This is a genomic window from Nocardia gamkensis NBRC 108242, assembly GCF_001612985.1.
In the GTDB taxonomy this organism is placed as follows: Bacteria; Actinomycetota; Actinomycetes; order Mycobacteriales; family Mycobacteriaceae; genus Nocardia; species Nocardia gamkensis.
In genome coordinates this window covers 56,542-83,211 of sequence record NZ_BDBM01000019.1, presented here as the reverse complement: position 1 = coordinate 83,211, position 26,670 = coordinate 56,542, and the positions used below count along the sequence as shown (strand labels likewise).

The 26,670-nt window shown below is 68.8% G+C and carries 25 protein-coding genes; 19 read left to right on the top strand and 6 right to left on the bottom strand.

Annotation, left to right across the window (positions count from 1 at the left end; genetic code table 11):
• Positions 1-12 precede the first annotated feature (12 nt).
• From NG1_RS17435 to NG1_RS17395, 9 genes are all read left to right on the top strand, one after another.
• Positions 13-1,002 carry a cyclase family protein gene (locus NG1_RS17435; RefSeq protein ID WP_062972100.1) on the top strand — a complete coding sequence of 330 codons (990 nt, stop codon included), beginning with the start codon at positions 13-15 and terminating at the stop codon, positions 1,000-1,002.
• Between the two features lie 32 nt (positions 1,003-1,034).
• On the top strand, positions 1,035-1,649 hold the full coding sequence (locus NG1_RS17430) for an NADPH-dependent FMN reductase (protein WP_051174726.1): 615 nt from the start codon (positions 1,035-1,037) through the stop codon (positions 1,647-1,649).
• Positions 1,646-2,824 (top strand): 3,4-dihydroxy-2-butanone-4-phosphate synthase, encoded by a 1,179-nt coding sequence (locus tag NG1_RS17425; protein ID WP_062972098.1) that lies wholly within the window; start codon positions 1,646-1,648, stop codon positions 2,822-2,824. The genes NG1_RS17430 and NG1_RS17425 overlap by 4 nt, the downstream gene beginning before the upstream one ends.
• On the top strand, positions 2,824-3,660 hold the full coding sequence (locus NG1_RS17420) for an alpha/beta fold hydrolase (protein ID WP_373686168.1): 837 nt from the start codon (positions 2,824-2,826) through the stop codon (positions 3,658-3,660). Before NG1_RS17425 ends, NG1_RS17420 begins: the two co-directional genes overlap by 1 nt.
• Complete coding sequence (locus NG1_RS17415) at positions 3,657-4,496, top strand: SDR family NAD(P)-dependent oxidoreductase (RefSeq protein ID WP_062972095.1); 840 nt, start codon at positions 3,657-3,659, stop codon at positions 4,494-4,496. The genes NG1_RS17420 and NG1_RS17415 overlap by 4 nt, the downstream gene beginning before the upstream one ends.
• Positions 4,493-5,695 carry an NAD(P)/FAD-dependent oxidoreductase gene (locus NG1_RS17410; RefSeq protein WP_062972092.1) on the top strand — a complete coding sequence of 401 codons (1,203 nt, stop codon included), beginning with the start codon at positions 4,493-4,495 and terminating at the stop codon, positions 5,693-5,695. The genes NG1_RS17415 and NG1_RS17410 overlap by 4 nt, the downstream gene beginning before the upstream one ends.
• Positions 5,696-5,708: 13 nt before the next feature.
• Entirely contained in the window at positions 5,709-5,903 is a 195-nt protein-coding gene (locus NG1_RS17405) for a ferredoxin (protein ID WP_062972091.1), read from the top strand.
• 104 nt (positions 5,904-6,007) lie between these two features.
• Entirely contained in the window at positions 6,008-7,189 is a 1,182-nt protein-coding gene (locus NG1_RS17400; RefSeq protein ID WP_245659942.1) for a cytochrome P450, read from the top strand.
• A gap of 87 nt (positions 7,190-7,276) precedes the next feature.
• Entirely contained in the window at positions 7,277-8,479 is a 1,203-nt protein-coding gene (locus NG1_RS17395) for a cytochrome P450 (protein ID WP_062972089.1), read from the top strand.
• 204 nt (positions 8,480-8,683) lie between these two features.
• Here the strand turns inward: NG1_RS17395 and NG1_RS38850 are convergent, their stop codons facing one another.
• The 6 genes from NG1_RS38850 to NG1_RS17370 form a co-directional block, all read right to left on the bottom strand.
• Positions 8,684-8,815: a hypothetical protein gene (locus NG1_RS38850; RefSeq protein ID WP_281218232.1), complete on the bottom strand. Its 132-nt coding sequence runs from the start codon at positions 8,813-8,815 to the stop codon at positions 8,684-8,686.
• 8 nt (positions 8,816-8,823) lie between these two features.
• Entirely contained in the window at positions 8,824-11,274 is a 2,451-nt protein-coding gene (locus NG1_RS17390) for a CaiB/BaiF CoA transferase family protein (protein ID WP_062972087.1), read from the bottom strand.
• Positions 11,275-11,307: 33 nt separating this feature from the next.
• Positions 11,308-12,267 carry an enoyl-CoA hydratase/isomerase family protein gene (locus NG1_RS17385; protein ID WP_062972085.1) on the bottom strand — a complete coding sequence of 320 codons (960 nt, stop codon included), beginning with the start codon at positions 12,265-12,267 and terminating at the stop codon, positions 11,308-11,310.
• A gap of 91 nt (positions 12,268-12,358) precedes the next feature.
• Positions 12,359-13,483: a M24 family metallopeptidase gene (locus NG1_RS17380; protein ID WP_062972083.1), complete on the bottom strand. Its 1,125-nt coding sequence runs from the start codon at positions 13,481-13,483 to the stop codon at positions 12,359-12,361.
• Positions 13,473-14,708 (bottom strand): M24 family metallopeptidase, encoded by a 1,236-nt coding sequence (locus tag NG1_RS17375; RefSeq protein ID WP_062972081.1) that lies wholly within the window; start codon positions 14,706-14,708, stop codon positions 13,473-13,475. Before NG1_RS17375 ends, NG1_RS17380 begins: the two co-directional genes overlap by 11 nt.
• Positions 14,705-15,877, bottom strand: coding sequence for an amidohydrolase family protein (locus NG1_RS17370; RefSeq protein WP_062972212.1), 1,173 nt, complete (start codon positions 15,875-15,877; stop codon positions 14,705-14,707). The genes NG1_RS17375 and NG1_RS17370 overlap by 4 nt, the downstream gene beginning before the upstream one ends.
• A gap of 469 nt (positions 15,878-16,346) precedes the next feature.
• Here NG1_RS17370 and NG1_RS17365 point away from each other — a divergent pair, with 469 nt between their 5' ends.
• The 10 genes from NG1_RS17365 to NG1_RS17320 all read left to right on the top strand — a co-directional run bounded on the left by NG1_RS17365 (position 16,347) and on the right by NG1_RS17320 (position 26,558).
• Complete coding sequence (locus NG1_RS17365; protein WP_373686164.1) at positions 16,347-16,952, top strand: TetR/AcrR family transcriptional regulator; 606 nt, start codon at positions 16,347-16,349, stop codon at positions 16,950-16,952.
• Positions 16,949-17,455 (top strand): hypothetical protein, encoded by a 507-nt coding sequence (locus NG1_RS17360; protein WP_062972079.1) that lies wholly within the window; start codon positions 16,949-16,951, stop codon positions 17,453-17,455. The genes NG1_RS17365 and NG1_RS17360 overlap by 4 nt, the downstream gene beginning before the upstream one ends.
• Positions 17,456-17,902: 447 nt before the next feature.
• Positions 17,903-18,643 carry an MlaE family ABC transporter permease gene (locus tag NG1_RS17355; protein WP_210749897.1) on the top strand — a complete coding sequence of 247 codons (741 nt, stop codon included), beginning with the start codon at positions 17,903-17,905 and terminating at the stop codon, positions 18,641-18,643.
• A 13-nt stretch (positions 18,644-18,656) separates the two neighbouring features.
• On the top strand, positions 18,657-19,502 hold the full coding sequence (locus NG1_RS17350) for an MlaE family ABC transporter permease (protein WP_373283831.1): 846 nt from the start codon (positions 18,657-18,659) through the stop codon (positions 19,500-19,502).
• Between the two features lie 21 nt (positions 19,503-19,523).
• Positions 19,524-20,705 (top strand): MCE family protein, encoded by a 1,182-nt coding sequence (locus NG1_RS17345; RefSeq protein WP_062972210.1) that lies wholly within the window; start codon positions 19,524-19,526, stop codon positions 20,703-20,705.
• Positions 20,702-21,724: an MCE family protein gene (locus tag NG1_RS17340; RefSeq protein ID WP_062972076.1), complete on the top strand. Its 1,023-nt coding sequence runs from the start codon at positions 20,702-20,704 to the stop codon at positions 21,722-21,724. Before NG1_RS17345 ends, NG1_RS17340 begins: the two co-directional genes overlap by 4 nt.
• A gap of 2 nt (positions 21,725-21,726) precedes the next feature.
• Complete coding sequence (locus NG1_RS17335) at positions 21,727-22,761, top strand: MCE family protein (protein ID WP_062972074.1); 1,035 nt, start codon at positions 21,727-21,729, stop codon at positions 22,759-22,761.
• Positions 22,758-23,984, top strand: a complete 1,227-nt coding sequence (locus NG1_RS17330; RefSeq protein ID WP_062972072.1) for an MCE family protein — start codon at positions 22,758-22,760, stop codon at positions 23,982-23,984. The genes NG1_RS17335 and NG1_RS17330 overlap by 4 nt, the downstream gene beginning before the upstream one ends.
• A gap of 1 nt (position 23,985) precedes the next feature.
• Positions 23,986-25,119 (top strand): MCE family protein, encoded by a 1,134-nt coding sequence (locus NG1_RS17325; RefSeq protein ID WP_245659937.1) that lies wholly within the window; start codon positions 23,986-23,988, stop codon positions 25,117-25,119.
• Positions 25,119-26,558 carry an MCE family protein gene (locus NG1_RS17320; protein WP_062972070.1) on the top strand — a complete coding sequence of 480 codons (1,440 nt, stop codon included), beginning with the start codon at positions 25,119-25,121 and terminating at the stop codon, positions 26,556-26,558. Before NG1_RS17325 ends, NG1_RS17320 begins: the two co-directional genes overlap by 1 nt.
• Positions 26,559-26,670 lie beyond the last annotated feature (112 nt).

Sequence of the window (26,670 nt, the reverse complement as noted above, 5' to 3'; positions counted from 1 at the left end):
AGGAGAAGCAGCGTGGCCGATCTGACGGAATTCCGGCGTGTCGCCGACGGTGTGCGCAATTGGGGCCGATGGGGCGCCGCCGACGAACTCGGCACGCTCAATTTCATCACCCCGGACAAGGTCACCCAGGCGGCGGGCCTGGTACGGCACGGACGGGTGTTCCCGCTCGGCGTCGACTTCGGCTCGTCCGGACCGCAGGGCGCGTTCAAGTTCCGGCACAACCCGGTGCACGTGATGACGGTGGACGGCGGCGACGCGCGAACCTTGACCGAGTACGGCCCGAAGTGGTTGCGCAACAGCGTCGGACGCGAACTCAGCGGCTTCTTCGAGGACAACCCGTTCCGCTTCAACGACGATCTGATCATCATGCCGCTACAGGCGGCGACGCAGTGGGATGCGCTGTCGCACGTCTACTACGACGACCACCTGTACAACGGTTTCCCGGCGAGCTCGGTCACCAGTCTGGGCGCGTACCACTGCGGGATCGACAAGGTCGACGGCAAGGGCATCACGACCCGCGGCGTGCTGCTGGATCTGGTCCGCCACCGCGGCGCCGACACCTTCCTCGCGGCGGGCGACCCGATCACCCCCGACGAGCTGGACGAGGTCGCCGAGGCACAGGGCGTCGAAGTCGGACGCGGCGACATCGTGCTGATCCGCACCGGCTGGTGGGCTCGCTTCCTCGAGGCGGGCGACGGCACGGAACCGTACTCGGGCCTGGACTGGCGGTGCGCAACCTGGCTGCACGAACGGGAGATCGCGGCCGTGGCCGCGGACAACCTCATGGTCGAGGACCCGGTGTCCGGAGTGGACGGCACCTTCCTGCCGCTGCACATGCTCTGCCTTCGGGACATGGGACTGATGCTCGGCGAGTACTGGGATCTCACCGCGCTCGCGGCCGACTGCGCCGCGGACGGCGTCTACGAATTCCAGCTCATCGCACCGCCGTTGCGCGTGATCGGCGCCGTCGGATCCCCCATAAATCCGATCGCCATCAAGTAGGGACCTTCAGAGGAAAGCACGAGGTATCGGTCATGACCGCAGGCGCGAGAAGTGCGACCGCCCCCGAGGTGGCCGGTGACGGGCGGCCGTTCGTCGTCGGCATCGGCGGCACGTTGCGGGCGGGTTCGTCGACGGAGCAAGCGCTGCGGCACTGCCTGGCGGCGGTGGAACGCCACGGCGGGCGCACCGCGCTGTTCTGCGGCGAGGAGATCAACCTGCCGATGTACAACCCGCACGACCCGGTCCGCACCGAGCGGGCGACCGCACTGGTGGAGGCGCTGCGCGGCGCGGACGCGGTGGTGATCGGCTCGCCCGGCTACCACGGCGGCGTCTCCGGCCTGGTGAAGAACGCCCTCGACTACATCGAGGATCTGCGCGGGGACGCGACGGTGTACCTGGACAACAAACCGTGGGGCTGCATCACCTGCGCCTACGGCTGGCAGGCCGCCGTGGGAACGCTCGGACAGTTGCGGGTGATCGGTCACGCGTTGCGGGCGTGGCCGACTCCGCTCGGCGTCGCGATCAATTCCGCGGAACCGATCTGGGATGCCGAGGGCAGGCTGACCGACGAGACGGTCAGCGCTCAGCTCGAGCTGCTCGCCACGCAGGTGCTGACCTTCGCCCCGGCAGGCGGGGCCCGCGCATGACGACCCCGCCCCGGCAGGCGGCCCGGACCAGGGTGGCCGAGGCGACGGCCGCCCTCCGGGACGGGCGGATGATCCTTGTCCTCGGCGAGGCGGACGGTGGGTGCCGGGGCGATCTGGTGATGGCGGCGCAACGCATGACGGCCGAAGCGGCCAAGGCCATGACCATCATCGGATGCGGGCTCATCCACGTATCGATGCGCTCGGCGGCGCTGGACGTGCTCGGGATACCGCCGGCCGATCCGACCTCCACCGGGCCGGGCCGCGAGCTGTTCCGGGCGTCGGTGGGCCTGGCCGGAACCGAGGCGGGCGGCGTCCGTGCCTCCCACCGCGCCCACACGATTCGCGCGCTCGCCGACCCGGCGAGCACACCGAGCACGTTCACCCGGCCCGGACACGTCTTCCCGCTCGGCTGCGCCGCCGATGGTGTGCTGTCGGTGCCCGCATCCCCGGAGGCCGCGGTCGACTTGGTCGAGCTGGCGGGAATGGCGCCCGTGGGGGTGCTGTGCGAGGTCTGCGGCGCCGACGGCGAACAGGCCGGGCGGACCGAACTGCTCGACCTCGGTCGCGAACACGGGTTGCCGGTGGTGTCGATCGATGACCTGGTCGTCTACCGCCGCCGCGAGCTGTGCCGGGTGCGCCGACGCGGCGTCGCTCGGATTCCGCTGCCGATGGGGGAGTTCCGTGCGATCGGATTCACCGACGGACTGGATCGCGAACACGTCGCGTTCGTGCACGGCGATCCGTTGGCGGACCTCGCGCCGCTGGTATGCCTGCACTTCGAATGCCTCGCCGGTGACGTCTTCGGCTCCCGGCACTGCGGATGCCGGGCCGAACTCGATCACGCACTGGATCGCATCGCGCGGTCCGGCAGCGGCGTGCTCGTCTACATTCGCGCACGCAGCACCGCTGTGCGGGAGACCTTGCGCGCTTGCCGACCGGATGCCCAAACGCCCTGTGCACAGGCGCATTCCGCCGACCACAGCGACGTCCGATCGGCCTTCGACATTCTCGAGGAACTCGGGTTGCGCGAAGTCCGGTTGCTCGGCGATGCGGTCGACACCGCGGTCGAACCGGAGCAGGTGCGCATCGTCGAACGAATTCCGTTGCCGGACAGCCACCGAGGCGCGGTGACTCTCGCACCGCCGCACATCGACCGGATAGGAAGCGTCTCGTGATCGCGCAGCGCAGAACCGTCGTGGTGGACGGCTGCACAACCGCCTACCTGGAAGCGGGAGCGGGCGAACCGGTGGTGCTGCTGCACGGCGGCGAGTTCGGCGCCTGCGCGGAACTGGGCTGGGAGCACACCATCGACGCCCTCGCCCCGCGCTACCGGGTGCTGGCCCCGGACATGCTCGGCTTCGGCGGGTCGGCGAAAGTGGTCGACTTCAACGACGGCCGCGGTCTGCGGATCCGGCACATCGCACGCTTCCTCGCGACCCTCGGCGTCGAGTCGGCGCACTTCGTCGGCAATTCCATGGGCGCGATCAACCTGCTCGTCGACGCGACCTCGACGGCGCCGAGGCTCCCGATGCGCAGCCTGGTGGCGATCTGCGGGGGCGGGGAGATCCAGCGCAACGAGCACATGCGAGCGCTCTACGACTACGACGCCACGCTGTCCGGGATGCGAGCCATCGTCCGGGCGCTGTTCCACGCGGAGTCGTACCCGGCCGACGAGGATTATGTGCGCAGACGATACGAATCGAGCATCGCCCCCGGTGCGTGGGAGGCGTTGGCGGCCGCGCGGTTTCGCCGTCCGGGGGCGGATGCGCCGCCCGCCCCGTCGAGTGAGCGGGCCTACGAGCGCATCCGCGTGCCCGTCCTCCTCGTCGAAGGCGCCTGCGACAAGTTGCTGCCCGCGGGCTGGTCGGCGGACATCGCGGCGCGCATCTCGGACGGACGTTCCGTCGCCGTGGCGAATGCGGGGCACTGTCCCCAGATCGAGCAGCCCGAGGTCGTCAACGACCTGCTGCCGGCATTCCTCGGTGAGCTGACGAAAGGAAATATGGCATGACCGACGAATTGGCGGGCAAGGTCGCCGTAGTCACCGGCGGCGCGTCGGGTATCGGCAGCGCGATCGTGGCGCGGTTCGTCGCCGAAGGCGCCCGCGTCGTGGTCGCCGACGTCGATTCCGAACGCGGCGCGGCGTCGGTGGCCGGCTACGGCGCGGCGGCGATCTTCGAGCAGATCGACGTCGCCGATCCGGCGCAGGTCGAGCGGCTCGTGGACCGCGCGGTGCGGACCTTCGGCGGCCTGGATGTGATGTGCAACAACGCGGGCATCTCCGGCACCATGCACAGGAGCCTGCTGCACGACGATCTCGCCGACTTCCACCGGGTGCTCGGCGTGAACCTGCTCGGCGTCATGGCGGGCACCCGCTTCGCGGCCCGGCACATGGCCGACAACGGCGGCGGCTCGATCGTCAACGTGTCCTCGGTCGGCGGCATCCAGGCGGGCGGGGGAGTGCAGAGCTACCGGGCGTCCAAGGCGGCGGTCGTGCACTTCACCAAATCGGCGGCGATCGAGCTGGCGCGGTTCGGCATTCGCGTCAACTGCATCGCGCCCGGCAACATACCGACTTCGTTGCTCGCCTCCTCGGCGGCGACGATGTCGGCCGAGCACGGCGAGCGGTTCACCAAGGCGATGCGCGAGTCCATGGCGGCGGACCGACCGCTGCCGCGCGAGGGCACGCCCGAGGATGTCGCGGAGGTGGCCGTGTATTTCGGCAGCGACCGATCGGGGTACGTCACCGGCACGATGTTGCCGGTGGACGGCGGCACGGTCGCGGGTAAACCCCTGAAACCACGCAAGAAGCCGGCGGAGCAGTCCGTCGCGGCGGGCCCGCGATGACCCGCCGCACCGGAGTCCTCGTCGTCGGAGCCTCGGCCGCGGGCCTGGCCACCGTGGAGGCGCTGCGGCGGGGCGGGTACCGCGACCGCATCACACTGCTGGGCGCCGAACCGCACCTGCCCTACGATCGCCCGCCGCTGTCCAAGCAGATCCTCTCCGGCACGTGGCGGCCCGAGCGCACTCTCCTGCGTGCGCCGCGCCTGCTGGCCGAACTCGACATCGACGTCGTCCTCGGGTCGCCTGCCCTCGCCCTGGACGCCGCCACCCGCACCGTGCACACGGCGACCGGCGCGGTGACGGCCGAGAACATCGTGATCGCCACCGGAGCGCGACCGCGAAGGCTGCCCGCGCCGCCCGGACTACACGGCGTCCACGTACTGCGCACGCTCGACGACGCGCTCACGCTGCGCGACGACCTGGCGGCCCGTGCGCGCGTGGTCGTGGTGGGCGAGGGTGTGCTCGGCGCGGAAATCGCCGCCACCGCACGGCAGTCCGGCCACGACGTCACGATGACGGGTCCGCAGCGCGCCCCGATGGCGGCGCAGCTGGGCGTTCCGGCGGGGGACCTGCTCGCCGATCTGCACACCGGCAACGGAGTCCACCTGCGGCTCGGCGTCGGCGTCTCCGGTCTCACCGACCGCGACGGCGAAGTCACCGGCGTCGTCCTGGAGACGTCCGAGACGTTGCCCGCGGACCTGGTGGTGGTCGCGATCGGGGCGGTGCCCGCCACCGAATGGCTGGTCGGTAGCGGGCTTTCCCTCGCCGACGGTGTGGTCTGCGATGCGTGCTGCCGCGCCGCCGACGGCGTTTACGCCGTCGGCGACGTCGCCCGGTGGCACCATCCCGCGCTGCGGACGACCCTCCGGTTGGAGAACCGCACGAACGCGACCGAACAGGCAGGGGTGGTTGCGGCGAACATCCTCGGCGCCGAGCGGGCGTATCAGCCGATTCCGTATTTCTGGAGTGATCAATTCGGCACCAAGATCCAGGTGTACGGGACGATCACGGCCGACGCGCGGGCCACGATCGTCGACGGCGACCCGGACGACGGCCGATTCGTCGCGCGCTTCGAGCGAGGCGATGGCGTCACCGCGGTGCTGGGCTGGAACATGCCCAAGCAGGCCAGGATCCAGCGGCAGCAGGTGGCCGACGCGCACGCCGTGCTCGCCTCGCCCCCGACCCCCGCTCACTTCCCGTAGGAAGAAGGTCCCGATGAAAGTGACTGTCGATCAAGTCAAATGCGTCGCGGCCGGGCATTGCGTCATGCACGCGGCCGACGTGTTCGATCAGCGAGACGAGGACGGCATCGTCGTCCTGCTCGACGAGAACCCGCCGGAGGAACTCGCCGAGGACGTGCGCCAGGCCGCGGCGGTCTGCCCGGCCATGGCCATCCACATCGAGGAATGAACCTGCATCCCGCGGTTCTTCCGCACCCGATCACCCAGGAGCGAACAGTGTCCGAAGCATCGACCGATACGACCACCGCCGCGACGGAGGTTCCCGACTATCCCATGCCCAGGTCGGCCGGATGCCCGTTCGCCCCGCCGCCCGAGGCGTTGCGGCTGGGCCGGGGCAAGCCGCTCAACCGCGTCCGCATCTGGGACGGCAGCACCCCCTGGCTGGTCACCGGATATGCCGAATTCAAGACCCTGATGTCGGATCCGAGGGTCAGCGTTGACGATCACCGGCCCGGCTTCCCGCACTGGAACGAGGGCATGGCGGCGATCGTGGACAGCAGACCGAAGTCGCTGTTCACCACAGACGGCGAGGAGCACAGCCGGTACCGGCGGATGCTCACCAAGCCGTTCACCTTCAAGCGGGTGGAAGCGCTGCGGCCGGTCATCCAGCAGATCACCGACGAGCACATAGACCGGCTGCTGGCCGGGCCGCAGCCCGCCGACCTGGTCGAGGCGCTGGCGCTGCCGGTGCCGACGCTGATGATCAGCGAGATGCTCGGCGTGCCCTACGAGGACCACGAGTTCTTCCAGAAGCACGCCACCGTCAACGTCGACCGGTACGCGACCAAGGAGCAGGCCGCCGAGGGACGCGCGGGTCTGGCGCGGTATCTGGTCGATCTGGTGAAGAAGAAGCTGGAAAGCCCCGCCGAGGATGTGGTTTCCGATATCGCGGAGCGGGTGCGCGCCGGGGAGATCGATATGAAGGAGGCGGCCCAGCTGGGGACCGGCCTGCTGATCGCGGGCCACGAGACGAGCGCCAACATGATCTCGCTCGGAGCCCTGGCCCTGATGCGCAACCTCGATCAGTTCGCCCTGCTGCGCGATACCGACGATCCGAAGATCGTCGTCAGCGCGGTCGAGGAGCTGTTGCGGTACCTCAGCATCATCCAGAACGGACAGCGGCGCGTCGCGATCGGGGACATCGAGATCGCGGGGGAGACCGTCCGGGCCGGAGACGGCCTGATCTTCGACCTCGCACCGGCCAACTGGGACGAAAAGGCATGGGAGCAGCCGGATCGGCTGGATCTGCGCAGGGCCGCCGGTCAGCACCTGGGGTTCGGCTTCGGCCCGCACCAGTGCGTCGGGCAGCAGCTCGCCCGGGCCGAACTGCAGATCGTCTTCCGGACGCTGGTCCGGCGCGTTCCCACACTGCGCTTGGCGATTCCGTTCGAGGAAGTCCAGTTCAAGCACGACCGGCTCGCCTACGGGTTGTACGAGCTGCCGGTGAGCTGGTAGGGCGTCGAGCCGAATGCGCTCGGCCGCAAGATTTCCTGACGGGCCACTGAGAATGTTATCTCCAAAAAAGAGAAGAGGCGAACCACTGTGACTACAAGCGCGGCCAGCGACGTCTACTACGATCCGTACGACGTCGATCTCAATGCCGATCCCTATCCGATGTTCAAACGGCTCCGCGAGGACATGCCGCTGTACTACAACGAGAAGCACGACTTCTACGCGGTCAGTCGCCACGCGGATGTCAACGCGGCGCTGCTGGACAAGGACACCTACAGCTCCGCGCGCGGTGCGATCATCGAACTGATCAAAGCGAACATCGAGATTCCCTCCGGCGTGCTGATCTTCGAGGATCCGCCGATCCACGACATCCACCGCAGCCTGCTCTCGCGCATGTTCACCCCGCGCAAGATCCGCGCGCTGGAGGACAAGATCCGTGAGTTCTGCGCGCGCAGTCTCGATCCGCACGTCGGTACCGGACGGCTGGACTTCATCGCCGACATCGGCGCGCAGATGCCGATGCGCACCATCGGCATGCTGCTCGGCATCCCGGAGGAGGATCAGGAGGCCATCCGCGACTTCGCGAACGAGCAGATGCGGACCGAGGAGGGCAAGCCGATGAAGGCCGCCTCCGAGGGCATGGCCAGCGGCGACATCTTCGCCGCCTACATCGACTGGCGGGCCGAGCATCCCTCCGACGACATCATGACCGAGCTGCTCGACGTCGAGTTCGAGGACGAGACCGGCGCCGTGCGCAAGCTGCGCCGCGAGGAGTTGCTCACGTACGTGAACGTGGTCTCCGGTGCGGGCAACGAGACCACGACCCGGCTGATCGGCTGGGCGGGCAAGGTTCTCGCGGAGCATCCGGACCAGCGCCGCGAGCTCGTGGCGAACCCGCGGTTGATTCCGAACGCCATCGAAGAGCTGCTGCGCTTCGAACCACCCGCGCCGCATGTGGCGCGGTATGTGACCCGCGATGTCGAGGTGCACGGCCGGACCGTGCCGGAGGGCAGCGCCATGATGATGCTCATCGGCGCGGCCAACCGGGACCACCGGCAATTCCCGCCGGACGGCGATGTCTTCGACATCCACCGCGACACCCGCCAGCATCTCTCGTTCAGCGTCGGCACGCACTACTGCCTCGGATCGGCGCTGGCTCGCCTGGAGGGACGGATCGCGCTCGAGGAGATCCTCGCGCGGTTCCCCGAGTGGGAGGTGGACCTGGCGAACGCGAAGCTGTCGCCCACCTCGACCGTCCGCGGCTGGGAAACGTTGCCCGCGTTCACCTCCTGAACCGTTTCCGGTGCCGCGCGTGGCGGATGCGAGTGCACCACATGGATTTCCGCGGGCGACCGGGTGATGGAGGGGAGACCCGGACCGAAGATCAGCGAGCCGGCCGCGGCTGCCTCGGGACTCGGGTTCGCTCCCGCGGTACCGGTTCCGGCTCGCAGTCGGTGATGCCGCACGCCGCGCACAGCCGCTTCGCGACGGTGGGGGTCATCCGCGCCGTGCGGAGACGAGCGCGGAGGTCGTCCAGGCGCTGCGGGGGATGAGGACGCATCCGAGTAGCTGCGGAATGGTGGGTTGCTCTCCCAGGGCGAGGGCGCCGACGAGCGTCAGCATGAGCATGGCCGCATTCACCGCGCGACGGCGGGAAGGCCTCCGATGACGCCGTCGGCCTCCAGCGCGCGGATCTCCGTCTCGCTCACGCCGAGGGCGGTGAGCAGTTCGGTGTTGTGCTCGCCGAGCAGGGGCGCGTGCGTCCGGTGGTAGCGCCGCGGACCGGCCGAGGACCGGAACGGCACCGTGCTGTGTCCGGCCGTCCGGGCGACGGGGTGGGCGACGGCCTCGAAGAAGTCACGGAACCGCAGCTGTGGCAGTTCGGTCTGCCGATGCGGCTGCATGACCTTCGCGACCGGGACACCGGCGTTCCAGAGGACGCGGACGATCTCGTCGCTGTCGCGCTGCGCGCACCATTCGGCGAGCCGCTCGTCGATCAGGTCGTGCCTGCGGCGGCGCCCCGGTGCGGAGGAGAGTTCGGGATCCAAGGCCCAGAACGGGGTGCCGAGCGCTTCGCGCAATCGCCGCCACTGCGCGTCGGTGGCGACCGCGATCGCCACCCAGCAATCCTCCCGGCCGAATTCGTCCACTCCCGCCGCTCGATAGAGATTCTGTGGCGCCGCGCAGGGGCCGCGGTTGCCGTCGCGTTCCAGCAGCGCGCCGTAGGCCGAGTATTCGATCACTTGCTCGGCGGCCACGTTGAGCGCGGCCTCGACCATAGCGGCCTCCACCAGCACTCCCTGACCGGTGCGCCGCCGGTGTTCCAAGGCGAGCAGCAGGGCGTTGAGCGCGTGCACGCCCGCATTGGGATCACCGATGGAGTAGGGCTCCACGGGGTTCTGGTCCGGGTAACCGGTCAGCCAGGTCAAGCCGGACGTGTCCTCGATGACGTACGCGAAGGCGGGATTGTCACGCCAGGGACCGTCGAGGCCGAATCCCGGCATCCGGACCATGATCGTGTCCGGCCGCCGTTCCCGCACGGCCGGGTAGTCCAGGCCGATCTGTTCCAGGACGCGCGGCGTGTAATTCTCGACGATCACATCGCACGTGGCGGCCAGCCGCTTCAGCAGATCCCGCCCTCGCTCGGAACGGAAGTCCAGCGTGAGGCTCTTCTTGCCGGTGTTGAGCCCGGAGAAGATCGGGGACTTCTCCCACCATTGCTCTTCGGTCGGCGGCACACCCGCGATGAGGCGGGTGCCGTCGGGTCGCCCGGCCGACTCCACATGGATGACCTCCGCGCCGAGCATGGCGAGGAAGTGGGTGCACGACGGTCCTGCCCAGAACGTCGTGAGATCCAGGACGCGAAGTTCGCGGAACGGCAACGGATCCGGCACGCCGTCGCGGGCCGTGCTCGCGCGCTCGCGGCGCCGGGCTCGGTACTCCTCGGTGTGCTCACCGAGCCGGGGAGCGGGTTGCGGGTCGCGCAGCAGCGTGGGCCGGGTGCGGTACGGCGGGCCGGGCTGGACGAAGCCGTCCCGGGGATTGACCGTGAAGAACTTGCGCGCCACATGATGATCCATGGTGGGCGCGTCGGCCCCGTTGACCACGGGACCGTTGGGAATGCGGAAGGCCGTCGCCAGGTCGCGGATCACCTCGGCGGGCTGCTCGGCCATCCAGGCGAAGATCTCCGGCGCTTTCTCGTTGGCCCGCTGGGTGATCGCGGGGTTGGGGTCTTCCTCGATCCACTCCGGATGCCCGACCATCGCGCACAGGTCGAACCACTGCTGCGCGGTGCCGCAGCCCACCGCCACCAAGCCGTCGGAGGCGGTCGCGACCCCGGGCACGCTGCGCCGTCGTTCCGTGCGGAACGGCCGTCCGAGGGCGTCGAAGAACGAGACCGGGAAATAGGTGAGCCCGAGGATCTGGGTTTCCAGCACGGACAGGTCGACCAGTTCGCCGGCACCGGTTCCGAGCGTGCGCAGCCGCGAGGTCATGGTGGCCGCGCAGGCGTAGGCGCCGGCGAACCACTCACCGATCCGGCCGCCCACGTGCACCGGAGCGCGGTCCGGCGCACCCCGGCCGAGCCCGACGATACCGCCGGACCAGGCCTGCAGGGTGAACTCGGTGGCCGGGCGATCGTGCCACGGCCCGTCGAGACCGAAGGGGGTGATCGCGGTGACCACCAGGTGCCGGTGCGTGCGCCGCAGCGCGGCGGCGGTGAACCGGGGATGCTCGGTGAGCCGCGACCCCGGGGACCACACCACGATGTCGGCCGAGGCCAGCAGACCGTCGACGAGTTCCAGGTCGGCGGGCGCGCCTGGGTCGGCCACCACACTCTTCTTCGAACAGGCCAGGAAAGCGAACAGCGCGCCGTCGGCGCCGGGGGCGAGTTCGGTGTGCGAGGCCGACCAGCGCCGGAGCAAATCCCCCTCCGGCGCTTCGACTTTGATCACCTCCGCGCCGCCGTCGGCCAGTAGTTTGGTGCAATACGCACCGGCGATCCCGGAGGAGAGGTCGACCACCACGCATCCGCGCAACGGCGGCTCGACGGGGCGTTCGGCGCTGCTTGCGGATTCCTTCGATGCCATGACCCTCACCGTTCCGATCCCCGGCGCGCGGACTCAGACCTGCTTCTCGCGACCCGACTTGCTGAGCCGGAACTCCGGCGGGAACTGCGCGTCGTTGTCCTTGACCGAGTTGTTGAGCCCGCCCTCGAAGGCGTTGTCCAGCATGAGTTCGTCGTCGTCGGCGTGGATGTGGCCGCCCATCGACTCGAAGAACCCACTCAGCAAGCTGCCCATGTACTCGCCTTGGTGCTGCTTCATCACCTCGAAGAAGACCTTCTGCATGAAGACCGTGTCGGTGGGCCGGTTGCGCGCACAGGCCCGCGCGTACTTCTCGGTCTCGGCCTCGAGTTCCGCCCGGGGCACGACCTTGTTCAGGAAGTTGCACTCGTACATCTCCCGCGCCGTGAACGCCCGGCCGGTGAAGACCATCTCCTGGAACCGGCGCAGGCCCATCGTCTGCGCCCATGTCCACATCCGCGGTCCCCAGCCGTAGTACCGGAAGGACGGGTGACCGAAGAGGGCGTCGTCGGAGGAGATCACCAGATCGGCGTCGGCGGCCTGGTAGAAGTGCCAGCCGTAGCAGTAGCCCTTCACCTCCAGGATGCTGATCTTCTTGAACTCCTGCAGGCTGCGGCAACCGGCTTGGGCATTGGCGTACCACTGGCTGATGGTGGCGCCGTGCCGGAAGGACTCCCTGGGGGGATACCGCACCTCGTCCTCGCCGATCTTGTACTCGCTCAACCGCGGACCCTGGGTCGGCGCGTTCTGCACCGCCATGAACTCGGGGAGGTCGGCGCCGGTGCCCAGATCGTCGCCCGCGCCGCGCACGACGAGCACCTTCACCTCGTCGTCGACGTTCGCGCGGTGCAACAGGTCGGCGTAGCGCAGGCGCGCCGCGATGGTGGGCGCGTTGAGATGGTCGGGCCGGTCGAACGTGATGGTCGCGATCCGGGTCTCTGGGTCCTTCTCGTAGCGGATGATCTCCTCCGCCGAGGGCTGCTCGGTACCAGGCATGGGCGGGCTCCTTTGCCGAAGTCGAAAGGTGTCCGGAACCTCGTGCCGGACACGGTTGTTCGGTGCTCCGGCGGTTCCGGAGCGCCGAACCCTAGTGCTCCCAGTGCGGAGCGACGGTGAGCACCTCGGCGCCGTCCTCGGTGATCAGCACCGCGTCGCGTCCGAACACCGCGCCGACCCCCGATTCCCACACATACGCGGTGACGGCCAGCACCATGCCCGGTTCCAGGCGTTCGGCCTCGGCACTCGCCCGCAGCTGGGAGGTCACCACCGGCGGATCGAAACCCATGCCGAGTCCACGCGCCACCGGCATCGGCGGCAGCGGTTCGCCCGCGATCTCGTAGGCGGCGAGCAGATCCGTACCCGCCGATCCGGGACGGCAGGCCTCGATCAGGCGCGCCCACAACCCGTCCCAGCGCCGGTACAGCTTGCGGACGCCGTCGTCGCCTTCCCCGCCGACCGGCCAGGTGCGGCCCACCTCGCCGATGTAGCCCTCGCCGAGGACGCCGGAGGAGAAGGCCACCAGATCGCCCGGTCGCACGCGCCGGTCCGCGCCCGCCCGGCGCCACGGGTGCTCCCGTGAGGTCACCCAGGCCGAATCCTGCGACGCGGGGGTGCTGACGCCGCCTGCGGTCATCGCTTCCAGCAGCGCACCGATCAGCGCCTGTTCGGTGACCTCCGGCGCGAGCCGGGCCACCGCCGCGGACAGACCGGTCTCGGCGATCCGGAGCGTCCCGCGCAGAACTTCCACCTCGTGGGCGGTCTTGATGCGGCGCGCGGCGCGCATCGCGAGCTCACCGTCCACCAATTCGGCGCCGGGGAAGGCGGTCGGCAGCAGTTTCGCGAAGGTGGGCGACAGCGCGTCGGTGCCGACCCGCCGCGCGGTGGCGGCTCCCTCGATACCGCGCAGCACGGCGATGGTGTTCACCGGGTTCCACGCGATGCCGTACAGATGCTCGTGCGGGATGTCGTCGGGGACGCCTTCGTCCCAGGTGCTCAGCAGATGCACCGCGCGCGTCCGGCGCACCACCGTCGCCACCGGACCGAACGGGCGGGTTCCCGCGACCCACAGTTGCGGTGTGCCCGACACGTAACGGGCGTTGGCCTGACGTCCGAGAACGAGGACGTCCAGATCATGGGCTTCCATCTGTGCCAGGGCACGATCGCGCCGCCCATGTCGCAGGGCGCGATCGTCCGGCACGACCTCAACGGCCATAGGGGGCATAGGGATAGTCGGTGAGGGCCGTCCAGCCCTCCTCGGTGATCACGATGATTTCCTCGCTTCGGTAGCCGCCGGTGCCGTCCTCCCAGACGACCGGCTCCAGAACCAGCACCATGTTGGGTTCGAACACGAAGTTCTCGTCGAACTCGTCGCCGAGATCGGTGCCGATCATCGGCATCTCGGCGGCGCTCACGCCGATTCCGTGTCCCAGGTAGAAATGCGGCAGCCACGGCTTGGCGCCGCCGTTGGCGGCGATCGCCGCCCGGGCGAGGTCGGCCGCGGTGGCGCCGGCCCGGGTCACGTCCAGCACCGCGGTGAGGATCTCCCGCCAGCGCTCGAACTGCCGCTGCTGGCGTGCGCCGGGCTCGGTGCCCACCGTCCAGGTGCGGCCGAAATCGGAGCAGTAGCCGCCGTAGGTGATGCTGACATCGGTCCAGAGCACGTCGCCCGCGGCCAGTTCTCGCTCGGTGGTCAGCAGCGGGAGGGCGAGATCGCCGTGCGTGGTCCAGACGCCGTCGGCCTTGGTCTCCGGCATGACCTGCCAGATGGCGTCGAGCATGGTGGCGGTGGCGCCCAGTTCGAAGGCCCGGCGCACGAAGCTCGCCGACAGGTCGATCTGCCTGCGCCCGGGCGCCAGCGCCGCCTGCACGTCGACCATGGCCTGCTCGGTGATCCGGCACGCGGTGCGAATGCAGGCGATCTCGTCGGGCGTCTTGATCAGTTTCGCGGCGCCGATCACGGTGGCGGCGTCCGGCGGAGGTCCCCCGGGGAACAGCGTGGACCGCGCGCGCAGCATGGCGCCGGTGCACTCGTCCACCGCGATGGCCGACCCGGCCGGAACGAGATCGGCGATCAGCCGCGCGAAAGCCGCCACGCCTTCGTCGAATTCGAGGTAGACGGGTCCGTGCAGGTGATCGGCGGGAAGATCCGACTCCGCCGAGGCTCCTTCCCGGAAGGGCAGGAACAGGTGCGGCCACGGATCGCCCGCCACGACCACGGCGACGGGCCGCTCGACGTGGGCGAGTCCGGCGTCGCCGAGCGGCCAGTTCGCCCCGGTCGAATACACGACGTTGCTGTTGTTCAGCAGGATCAGGGCGTCGACGCCCTGCTCGGCCATGGCGGATCGCAGCCGCGCTCCGGTGTCGCGCCGCATGCGGGCGCGATCCGGTACCTCGGGGATCTCGATGGACGAGGTGGTCGCGACGGGGGACGACGTCATGACAGACCCAGGAATTCCGCCACGTTGCCGCTGACGATCCGGGCGGCGTCCTGCGCGCCGACGGCCTGCACGACGGCTTCCAGGGACTTCTCCGAGTAACCGAAGGTGCTCTCGTTGTGCGGGTAGTCCGACGACCACATGACGCGGTCGCGGCCGATGTGGTCGATCAGCGACAGGCCGAGCGGGTCCACCATGAACGACGCGCGCATGTGGTTGTCCCAGTAGTGGCGCACGTCGTGCTCGACCGGACGATCGAGCATGTGCTGGAAGGAGGCCAGCATGTGCTCGGCGTCCTGGATCGCCGAAGGCACCCAGTTCACCCCGCCCTCGAACCAGCCGATGCTGAGGCCGGGATGCCGGTCGATGATGCCGCTGAAGATGTACTTGGAGAACAGCTCACGGAACGGGGCGACGTTGTGCATCATGCCGACGGCGACACTGTTCACCTCGCAGGGGCTCGACAGCGGCGACTCACCGATGTGGTGGGAGACCGGCACACCGGACTCCTCGATCGCGTCCCACACCGGGATCATCGCGGTGCTCGCGTAGTCGATGACATTGCCCTCGTCGTCCTTGCCCGCCGACAGCGGCAGCAGGAAAGTCTTGAGTCCCAGCGACTTCAGTTCGGCGAGGGTGCGGCGCGCGCCGTCGGCGTCCCACCAATTGATCAGCCCGACGCCGTAGAAGGTGCCGCCGGACTGCTCCTGCAACTCCGCGATGTAGGCGTTGTACACCCGGAAGGAGAGCTCTCGAATCTCCTTGTCCGGGTAGAACAGCAGCGCGAGCAGGGCGTTGGGGAACGCGAGTTCCTTGGCGATGCCGTCGGCGCGCAGATCGGCGATGCGTGCGTCCAGGTTGGCGCTGCCGGATCCGTCCAGCGGGTCGTACTGCATCAGTACGTGGCTGAAGTCGCCGGGCAGGAACGACCTGCCCTTGCGGCCCAGCTGGTAGGCGCCGTCCTCGTACCACACCCGCGGGGCGCGGTCCTTCAGCGATTCCGGGAATCGCTCGTAGAAGATGTCGTGCGCCAGCGAGATGTGGTTGTCCGCCGAGAACACCTCGGTGCCGGGCGGCAGGCCCACCGAACCCTCGGCGTGGCCGCGGCGGTCCTTCGGCGGACCGAATCCGCCGGGCGGGTACAACGAGGCACTGCTGGTCGGAACCGACATCTTGACCCTCCCATGGATCTGTTCGCTGCACGGAACCGCGGTCACGTCGGCGGGGTGGCGAACGCGGACTTCGGCGGCGGCGTGCTGGACCGCGGCCGCGGATCCGCCCGGCTTCGGTGGCCCGGCTCGCGACGACCCGCGCGGCGGCGATCCTGCTCGAATCGCTGCGGCTCCATCGTGGGAATGACGTTATCACATTTCGAGAAGGTGACCTACGCATCCAGCTTGCGGAGCCGCACAAAACCGGTTTCAGCTGCGAGAATGTGATTATCGCTCAGAATGGTGAGAAAGAAACTGGTCGGACGGGGCGTCCATGGCTGGGCGAAGCTTCCGCTGGCGGCGTCGAGCTCCAGCGCTGCGGGAGAGGGGCGTTTCCAGGGAGCCCGGAACGGTCGTCATGAGACCCTTGTCACATCGGCAAAACCAACCTACTGTGTGTTCACTAGGTTTGATCGAAACAGGGATTCCCGTGACCACTCCTCGTCCATATGCCTCCCTGCTGGCCAAAGGTGAAGACCGCAGGCAGCGCATCCTCGCCGTCGCTCAGCGACTGCTGACCCGAAACGGTTGGCGCAGTACGACGCTGGCGCAGATCGCCCGCGAAGCCGGCGTGAGTCCGGCCGGACTGCTGCACCATTTCCCGTCCAAGGAGCAACTCCTGCACGCCGTGCTCGACGCCCGCGACGCCGACGACGCCCGCGAAGCCGACGTGACCGGAGACCTGTTCTCGGAGATCCGCAAGGTCGCCGACCGTATCCAGCGCTCACCGGAACTGGTGGGCACCTTCGTAGTACTGCTGGTGGAGAACCTGCTGCCCGAGGCTCCACTGCACGAGCGCCTGCTCGACCGTTGGAAGGTGGCCGTCGGCATCGTCGCCGACGTGATCCGTCGCAACCAGGAGATCGGACGGTTCCGGCCCGATTTCGATCCTGACATCCGGGCCGTGGAAATCGTCGCTTTCATCAATGGAATGGAGATCTCATGGATGCTCGACCACTCGATCCCGCTGGCCGAGGTGTTCCACGAGTACACCAGGTCACTGGCCCGCGACTTCGCGCCGGATGGGGAACGATGAGATACCGGCTCGACGTCGTCGCGACCAGTGTCGTCGATGTCGTCGAACACGCGGGCGGCTGGCTGTTCGACCGCTCCGTCGCCGGATGGGACGTCACGGTGCTCGTCGCCGACCTGTCGGATACGCGGCCGCTGCGCATCCTCGGCGCGGAGGTGCTGGAACTCGAGCAGGTGCTCGCCTCGCGGGGGCAGGGGCGTCAGCCGCACGCGCTCGCGGTCGCCGCCGACGTCTGCGAATGTGATCGCCGGGCGCGCCGGGGGCTGTTGAAGGCCCTGGACGACGGTGGCGTTCAGGTGGTGGTCTGGGGTGAGGGCTGGCCGTCGCCGCCGGAGCACCGGGTCGATCCGGTGCTGCACCGGCTCAGTGTGGCCGCGCAAGCGTTCAAAGCCCAGGCGCTGACCGCGGCGGCGGTTCCGGCCGCCTCGGTCGGGACCACCGAGGTCTTCCGCAGTGGGCTGTCGGCGTTCCCTCCCATCGGCGCCGACCTCAGTCCCGTCGGCTGACCCCCGCTCCGTCTCGAAACCGCTTCGCGCGCGGCTCATCCCGGCCGTTGCTCACCCCGTGCTCCGTGCCGCCGCTGCTGGTGACCGTGTCGCCGTGGCGGTCTGCGCCCCCGTCCACATCGGCAGCAGGAAAGTCTCGAGTTTCAGCGACCTCGGTTCCGCGAGGGTGCGGCGCGCGCCGTCGGCCTCGCCCGGTCGGCCGGATGGGTAGAGCTGCCTGCTCCCGGTAGGGCGCGTCATGGGAAGGGGGCCCGCGCCCCGAACCGATCTCCTCCGCGTATTGAATTCTCATATGAGGTGTGTCACCGTGTGCATATATGAGAATGGCATTTTCCACCGCCGAGAGGGTGATTAATGCAATCCGAGGCCGATACGACGCGGAGGCGTCGCCGCTTTCTATCGGGACACGAGGTGCGCAGCACGATCACTCGGGCTGCGGCGGGTCCGATGCAGGCCGTCGGAGGGCTGTTCGCCATGTCGGCGGACGCGGTGCGGTTCTTGTTCCGAAGACCGTTCCAGACCAGGGAATTCCTCGAGCAGGCGTGGTTCATCGTGCGGGTCTCGCTGGTCCCGACGCTGCTCGTGGCGATCCCGTTCACGGTGCTGGTGAGCTTCACGCTCAACATCCTGCTGCGCGAACTCGGCGCCGCGGATCTCAGCGGCGCGGGCGCCGCGTTCGGCGCGGTGACCCAGGTGGGTCCGATGGTCACGGTGCTGATCGTCGCCGGGTCCGGCGCGACGGCGATGTGCGCCGACCTCGGCTCGCGCACCATCCGCGAGGAGATCGCGGCGATGCAGGTGCTGGGCATCGATCCGGTGCAACGACTCGTGACGCCTCGGATGCTGGCCTCCGGCCTGGTGGCGTTCCTGCTGAACAACCTGGTGTGCATCATCGGCGTGATCGGGGGCTACGTGTTCTCCGTCTACGTCCAGGACGTGAATCCGGGCGCTTTCGCCGCGGGGATCACGCTGCTCACCGGGATCGACGAGGTGATCATCTCCTCGATCAAGGCCCTGCTGTTCGGTCTGGTGGCCGGGCTCGTCGCCTGCTACCGGGGCTTGATCGTGACCGGCGGGGCCAAGGCCGTCGGCAACGCGGTCAACGAGACCGTGGTCTACGCCTTCATGTCCCTGTTCGTGATCAATGTCGTCGTCACGGCGATCGGCATCCAGATGACCGTGCGATGAAGGAGCGGCGCTGGTGACTCTGATCGCGCGCTACCCCAAGACCATTCGGCGCATCCGGCGGCCGTACCAGGCGCTGGGCCGGATCGGCGACCATGCCGTCTTCTACGTGAAGGCACTGGTGTACGCACCATTCGGGGCCTGGCACTACCGTCGTGAGACCGTCCGGCTCATCGCCGAGATCAGCATGGGCTCCGGGGCGCTGGCGGTGTTCGGCGGAACGGTGGTGATCGTCGGATTCCTCACCCTGGCCACCGGCGGCACCCTCGCCGTGCAGGGCTACAGCTCGCTGGGCAACATCGGCATCGAAGCGCTGACCGGCTTCCTGTCGGCGTTCATCAACGTGCGCATCTCGGCGCCGGTGGTCGCGGGCATCGGACTGGCGGCGACCTTCGGCGCCGGGGCCACCGCGCAGCTGGGCGCGATGCGGATCAACGAGGAGATCGACGCGCTCGAATCGCTGGCGATCGAACCCATCCCGTACCTCGTCGGCACCAGGATCGTCGCGGGCATGATCGCGATCGTCCCGTTGTACGCCCTCGCGGTCATCGCCTCGTTCATCGCGAGCAGGGTGACCACCGTCGTGCTGCTCGGTCAGTCCGCCGGGTTGTACGACCACTACTTCGGGACCTTCCTGAACCCCATCGACCTGGTGTGGTCGTTCCTGCAAGCGATCCTGATGGCCCTGACCATCCTGTTGATCCACACCTACTTCGGCTACTTCGCCAGCGGAGGACCGTCCGGTGTCGGCATCGCGGTGGGAAACGCCGTGCGGACGTCGCTGATCGGGGTCGTGTCGGTGACGCTGCTGGTGTCGCTGGCGGTCTACGGCGCCAACGGAAACTTCGATCTGTCCGGTTGAGAGGTGCCGATGTTGTCGACGATGAAGTCGCTCGCCCGGGCGACGGCGCGCCCCGCCGCCGGGCTCGCCTCGATCGCCGTGGGAATCGCGGTGATCGGCCTGAGCGTGACCATGTTCAACGGCGGATTCGCCGACACCGTGCCGGTGACCGTGCTGTCGCCACGCGCCGGACTGGTGATGTATCCGGACGCCGACGTCAAGATGCGCGGGGTCACGGTGGGCAAGGTCGAGTCGATCGGTGAACGCGCCGACGGGCTCGCGTCGATCCGGCTGGCGATCGATGCCGGACAGCTGCACCTCATTCCCGCCGACGTGCGGGTCGACATCGCCTCCACGACGGTGTTCGGCGCGAAATTCGTGCAGCTCGTCCCGCCGGAACATCCCGCGGCGCAGGCGATGCGGGCCGGACAGGTGCTCGACGCCGAGCACGTCACGGTGGAGATCAACACCGTGTTCCAGCAACTGACCACGGTGCTCGGGCGCATCGAGCCGGAGAGGCTCAACGAGACGCTCGGCGCGATCGCCGCCGCCACCGGCGGACGCGGCGACAAACTGGGCCTGATGCTCGGCGACCTGGAAAGCTTCCTCGCCAGGCTGGAGCCGGGACTGCCCGCGCTGCGCGCGGATCTCGCCATGGCGCCGCCGGTGTTGAACGCCTATGCCGACGCGACCGACCCGTTGCTGGAGACCGCACGCAACGCAAGTGCGATCAGCCGGACGATCGTGGACGAACAACACAATCTCGACGCCCTGCTGATCGGGCTGATCGGCTTGTCGGACACCGGAACTCCGGTGCTCGCCGGCAACCACGCCGCGCTGGACAGCGCGCTGACGGCGCTGGTGCCGACCACCACGCTCACCGACGAATACCACGAGGCGCTGACCTGCGCGCTCGACGGGCTCGGGTGGTTGTCGCGGTCGAAACCGGTCGACGTGCCAGGGCTCGGCCTGTCGGCGAACTTCCTGTTCGGCACCGAACCGTACCGGTATCCGCGCAATCTGCCGAAGGTGGCCGCCACGGGCGGTCCGCAGTGCTCGGTGCTGCCGGTCCCGTACGAGGGGCGGCCGCCGTTCGTCGTCGCCGATGTCGGCGCCAACCCCTTCGAGGAGGGAAACCAGACCGTGCAGCTGAACGTCGGCAACCTGCCGCAGGCGTTGTTCGGCCCCTACGCCGGGCAATCGGGCAACGGCGGTCCGCGATGAGCCCGCGCACTTCGCCGCTGCTGAAATTCGGTGTGTTCGCGGCGGTCATGCTCGTGCTGTCCGGATTCCTGCTGCTCGTGTTCGGCCAATACCGCAGCGGATCGCGCGTGGAGTACGCCGCCGTGTTCACCGACTCGTCCGGGCTGCGTCCGGGCGACACCGTCCGGATCGCCGGCGTGGAGGTGGGCACGGTCCGGCGGGTGTCGTTGCGTGACGACCACCGGGTCAGGGTGAGTTTCGACGCGGAGCGCGGCGTCGCGCTGACGAACGGCACGGCGGTGGCCGTCCGGTATCTCAACCTCGTCGGCGACCGCTATCTGGAACTGTCCGACACCGCCGGACCGGCCGGAATCCTGGCCGCGGGCACCGAGATCCCGGTCGAGCGGACGTCGCCCGCGCTCGACCTCGACCTGCTGCTCGGCGGCTTGAAGCCGGTGATCCAAGGCTTGGACGCCCGCGAGGTGAACGCGTTGACCTGGTCGTTGCTGGAGATCTTCCAAGGCAAGGAGGGCACGCTCGACTCGCTGCTGTCGCGCACCTCGGCGTTCACCACCACGCTCGCCGGCCACACCGAGGTGATCCAGCAGCTGATCGATCACCTCGGCACCGTCATGGCGACGCTGGCGAAAAACGGCGACCAGTTCGCGGGCACCATCGACCGGCTCGAACAGCTCGTCACGCACTTGTCCGAGGATCGCGATCCGATCGCCGCGGCGATCGACGCCCTGGACAACGGCACCGCGACCATCGCCGATCTGCTGACCGGGGCCCGGCCGCCGCTGGCAGGCACTGTCGACCAGCTCGCGCGGCTGGCTCCGCTGGTCGACCAGGACAAGCGGCTGCTCGACGACGCCTTGCAGCGAGCCCCGGGCAACTTCCGCAAACTGGTGCGCACCGGCGCCTACGGCAACTTCGTCCAGTACTACATCTGCGCGGTCACGGTCCGGGTGACCGACGACTCGGGGCAGGTGGCGGTGCTGCCCTGGATCAAGCAGGAAACCGGAAGGTGCAGCGGATAGCCATGCTGGAGTACCGCGGAAGCCATCTGGCCCGGCACGGCGTGATCGGCGTCGTGCTCGCGGCCTGCGTCATCGCGATCGGGCTGCAATCCCAGCGATTCATCGAGTGGGCCGACAGCGTGCGATACCAGGCCGTCTTCAGCGAGGCGGGCGGGCTCGCGGCCGGCGACGACGTGCTCGTCTCCGGCATGCGAGTGGGCCGGGTGTCGGATGTCTCGCTGCGCAGGGGCGATGCCTGGGTCACGTTCGCGATCGATGAGACCATCCGGCTCGGGGACGAAAGCGCGGCGCAGATCAAAACCGGTTCGCTGCTGGGAAAGCGGGTGCTGACCCTGGTCTCCGCCGGGGAACACACCCTGCGGCCCTCCGGCGTCATCCCGCTGGAGCGGACTTCCTCGCCCTATTCGCTGACCGACGCGGTGGGCGATCTGGCCGCCAACGTCTCGGAGATCGACACCGGCGCGCTCAACCGGTCACTGGACATGCTGTCGGCGACACTGGACCGGATCGCGCCGCAGCTGGGCCCGGCGTTCGACGGACTGACCCAGCTGTCCCGGTCGATCAACAGCCGCAACGGCTCGCTACGCGACATGCTGCACGCCACCGCCGATGTGACCGCGATTCTCGGGCAGCGCGGCGAACAGGTGAACGCCCTGATCCTGAACGCGAATTCGTTGCTCGGCGTGCTGGCCGCGCGCAGGCAGGCGATCGTCGACCTGCTGGCCAACACCGCCGCGGTGGCCAGGCAACTCTCCGGCTTGGTCGCCGATAACGAAGCCGAGCTCGCGCCGACCCTGGACCGGCTGAATTCGGTGGTGGCGATGCTGGAGAAGAACCGCGACAACATCGCCGCGGCGATCCCCGGCCTGGCGAAAGTCGCGCTCACCCAGGGCGAAGCCGTGTCCGGCGGGCCGTTCTACAACGCCTACGTCGCGAATCTGATCCCGGCCCAGCTCATCCAGCCCGCCATCGATCAGGCCTTCGGCATCCAGCCGCCCAGCCAGTTCCCGATTCCGACGCCGGAGCCGCCCCGATGAAGAAGAGAATCCTGGCAGCGGTGCTGGTCTTGTCGCTGATCGTCATCGGCGCTCACCTCGGATACCGGGCCGCGTTCGGCCCCCGGACGATTCGTGCGGTCTTCGCCTCCGCCACCGCCATCTATCCGGGTGACGACGTACGCGTGGCGGGTGTGGAAGTCGGGCGGATCGTCTCCATCCAACCGCGCGGCACCAGTGCCGAGATGGTGCTGGCCGTCGACCGCGACGTACCGATTCCGGCCGACGCCAAGGTGGTGATCGTCGCCCAGAGTCTCGTCGGCGCCCGCTACGTGCAGCTGACGCCCGCCTACCGCTCGCAGGGGCCGACGCTGCCAAACGGAGCGGTCATCCCCTTGGAACGCACCGCCGTCCCGGTCGAATGGGACGAGGTCAAGACCCAGCTCACCCGGCTGGCCACCGAACTCGGTCCCGGACTCGACCTGGCAGGCAGTTCCACCGGCCGGTTCATCGACCGCGCGGCGGACGCGATGGCGGGCAACGGGGACAAGTTGCGGCAGACCCTGGCGCAGCTGTCCGGCATCGGACGGGTACTGGCCGACGGCAGCGGCGACATCGTCGGCATCATCACCGAATTGCAGCACTTCGTGACGGTGCTGCGCGACAGCGATGTGCAGATCGTCGAATTCCAGAACCGGCTGGCCAGCCTCTCGAGCGTGCTCGACGACAGCAGATCCGAACTCGACGCCGCGCTGTCGGAGCTGTCGGTCGCGGTCGCGGACGTCCAGCGGTTCGTGGCCGCCAACCGCAGCGGCGCGTCCGAACAGGTTCAGCGGCTGGCGGAGGTGACCCGGAATCTGGTGGATCACCGCGGCGACGTCGAGGAACTGCTGCATATTTTCCCGACGAGCATCGCCAACTTCTACAACATCTACAACCCCGACACCGCGACCGAAGCGGGCGTATTCGTAGTGAACAACTTCTCCAGTCCGGTGCAATTCGTGTGCTCGTCCATCGCAAGTCTGGAGCAGACGACGACCGCGGAGGCGGCGCGCAAGTGCCGCGATTACCTCGGCCCGGTGATCGGGCTGCTGAATTTCAATTACCTGCCTTTCCCGGTCAATCCGCTGCACGGACCGACCGCGCGCCCGGAAAGTCTCATCTACACCGAAGATCATTTGATTCCGCAGGTGGTGGCGACCGAGAGTCCTCCGCCGCCCATGCCCAGCACCGCGGACATCCTGTTCCCCGGCGGAAGGCGTTGACGTGAGAATTCTTCCGAGACGGGGTGGCCGACTGCTGGCGGTGGGCGCCTGTTCGCTGCTCACGCTCACCGGATGCGGCTGGCACGGAGTGAACTCGCTGCCACTGCCGGGGGCGCCCGGACAGGGCCCGGGAGCGACCGTCATCCAGGTCGAGATGGCGAATGTCGGTACGCTGGTGTCGAATTCGCCGGTGCTCGTCGACGACGTGGTGGTCGGCAGTGTGAGCGGGATCCGGCTCGACGGGTGGCACGCGGTGGTCGAGGCGTCGATCCGCGCGGACGCGGTGGTGCCCGCGAACGTCGTCGCGACGATCGGGCAGACCAGTCTGCTCGGTTCCAGTCACCTCGCGCTGAACACTCCCGCGGGGGCCGTACCGTCCGGGCGGCTGGCCTCGGGAACCCGGATTCCGCTGAACAAGTCCTCGACCTATCCCTCCACCGAACAGACGTTGGCGTCGCTGTCGGTGGTCGTGAACGGCGGCGGGCTCGGACAGCTCGGTGAGATCATCGGCAACCTGAACGACGCCTTCAGCGGGCATCAGGACCAGATCGGTTCGCTGCTGGTGCGCCTCGACACGATGATGGGCGTGCTCGACGGTCAACGCGACGACATCATCGCGTCGATCGACGCGCTCAACCGGCTTGCAGGCCGGTTCGCCGAACAGCGCGACGTCGTCACCGAGACCCTGCGACGACTTCCGCCCGCCCTCGACGTCCTGCTGGCGCAGCGGCCGAACATCACCGCGGCGCTGGATCGGCTGCGCACCTTCAGCGACACCGCCACGGCGGTGATCACCGATGTCCGAACCGATCTGCTGACGAACCTGCGCAACCTGGAGCCGACGCTGCGCGCGCTGGCCGACGTCGGCCCCCAGATCGACGCGGCGCTGGCGTACGCGACCGTGTTCCCCTACGGCCAGTCCGTCATCGACCGCGCGGTCCAAGGCGACTACCTGAACCTGTTCGCGACCGTCGATCTCACGGTGCCGCGGCTGAAACGGGAGATGCTGCTGGGCACGCCGTGGGGTGATCCGACCGCCGTGGTGCAGGCGGCGGTCGGGGACCCGGGTTACGCCCAGCAGACCTCCGACCCGCTCGGTGCCGGGATCGCGCCGCCGCCCACCGGAGGCCGCTGATGCTGCTGTCGCGTTTCGTCCGCGCCCAATTGCTGATCTTCGCGGTCCTGTCGGTGGTCGGGCTGACCACGATGGCGACCGTCTACATGCGCTTGCCCAGCCTGGCGGGTGTCGGCACCATCAGCGTGTCCATGGAGCTGCCCACGACCGGTGGGCTCTATCGCTTCGGCAATGTCACCTATCGCGGCGTCGAAGTGGGCGAGGTGAGCTCGGTCGACCTCACCGGCGACGGCGTGCGGGCCACGCTGAAGATCGACAGCTCCCACCACATCCCCGCCGACCTCACCGCGGAGGTGCGCAGCGTGTCCGCGGTGGGCGAGCAGTACGTCGAGCTGCGGCCCCGCACGGACTCGCCGCCCTACCTGCGCGACGGCTCGGTGATCGACCTGCGCCACACCACGGTTCCGCAGCCGGTCGGCCCGATGCTGGACGAGCTCAGCAGCCTTGTGGGCAGCATCCCGACCGACAAGCTGCACGAACTGCTCGACGAACTCTTCCGGGGCATGCACGGGGCCCGAGACGATCTGGACTCGCTGCTGACTTCGGCGCAGACACTGGCCGCCGAGTTGAACGGAACAGGGGACCGGACCCGCACGCTGATCGAAGACTCCCGGCCGCTGCTGGATTCCCAGGTGCGATCCGCCGACGCCATCCGGATCTGGACGCGCAGCCTAGCCGGCGTCAGCGGTCAGCTCGTCGCCGACGACCCCCGGATCCGCGCGCTGTTGCGGTCCGGACCCGGATTCACCACGGAGGTCGCGCATTTGCTCGACTCGGTGAAGCTCACGCTGCCGATCCTGCTTTCCGACCTGACGTCCATCGGGCAACTCGGCGTGACCTACAACGCCGGGCTGGAGCAGATCCTGGTGCTGCTGCCGCCGGCGATCTCGATGATCCAGGCGGTGCAACCGAATCGCAACGCCTCCGGGCTGGGCCTGGGCGACTTCCGGCTCGGCGGCATCTCCGATCCGCCGGCCTGCACGGTCGGTTTCCTGCCGCCGTCGGCGTGGCGATCGCCGGAGGAGACCGACACCATCGACACCCCGGACGGGCTGTACTGCAAATTGCCCCAGGATTCCGATATCGCGGTGCGCGGCGTGCGCAATATCCCGTGCGCGAACAACCCCGCCAAGCGGGCGCCGACCGCGGCGCTGTGCAACAGCGACGAGGAGTTCCGGCCGCTCGCCACCGAGCAACCCCTGCTGGGCCCCTACCCGCGCGACCCGGGCCTGGAAGGGCAAGGCATTCCGCCGGATGCACGCTGGTCCCCGGGTGCGCCACCACCGGCCGCTCCCGCGAACTCCGAGGGCCCCTCGATCGGCATCGCCCGATACGACCCCCGGACCGGCAACTACCTCGGCCCGGACGGCCGTCTCTACCAGCAGAGCGACCTGGCGTCCGCGCCCGGCCGGGGCTGGACCGACATGCTGCCGCACTGACCGTCGCGGTCTCGGCGATCGCCTTCGGCGCAGCGAGGCCATGCGCGTGGCGACGGTGAGCGCGAATTCGAAGCGCCCGTGGCGGTGGCTAATTCGCGTGACTCGTGCCGCC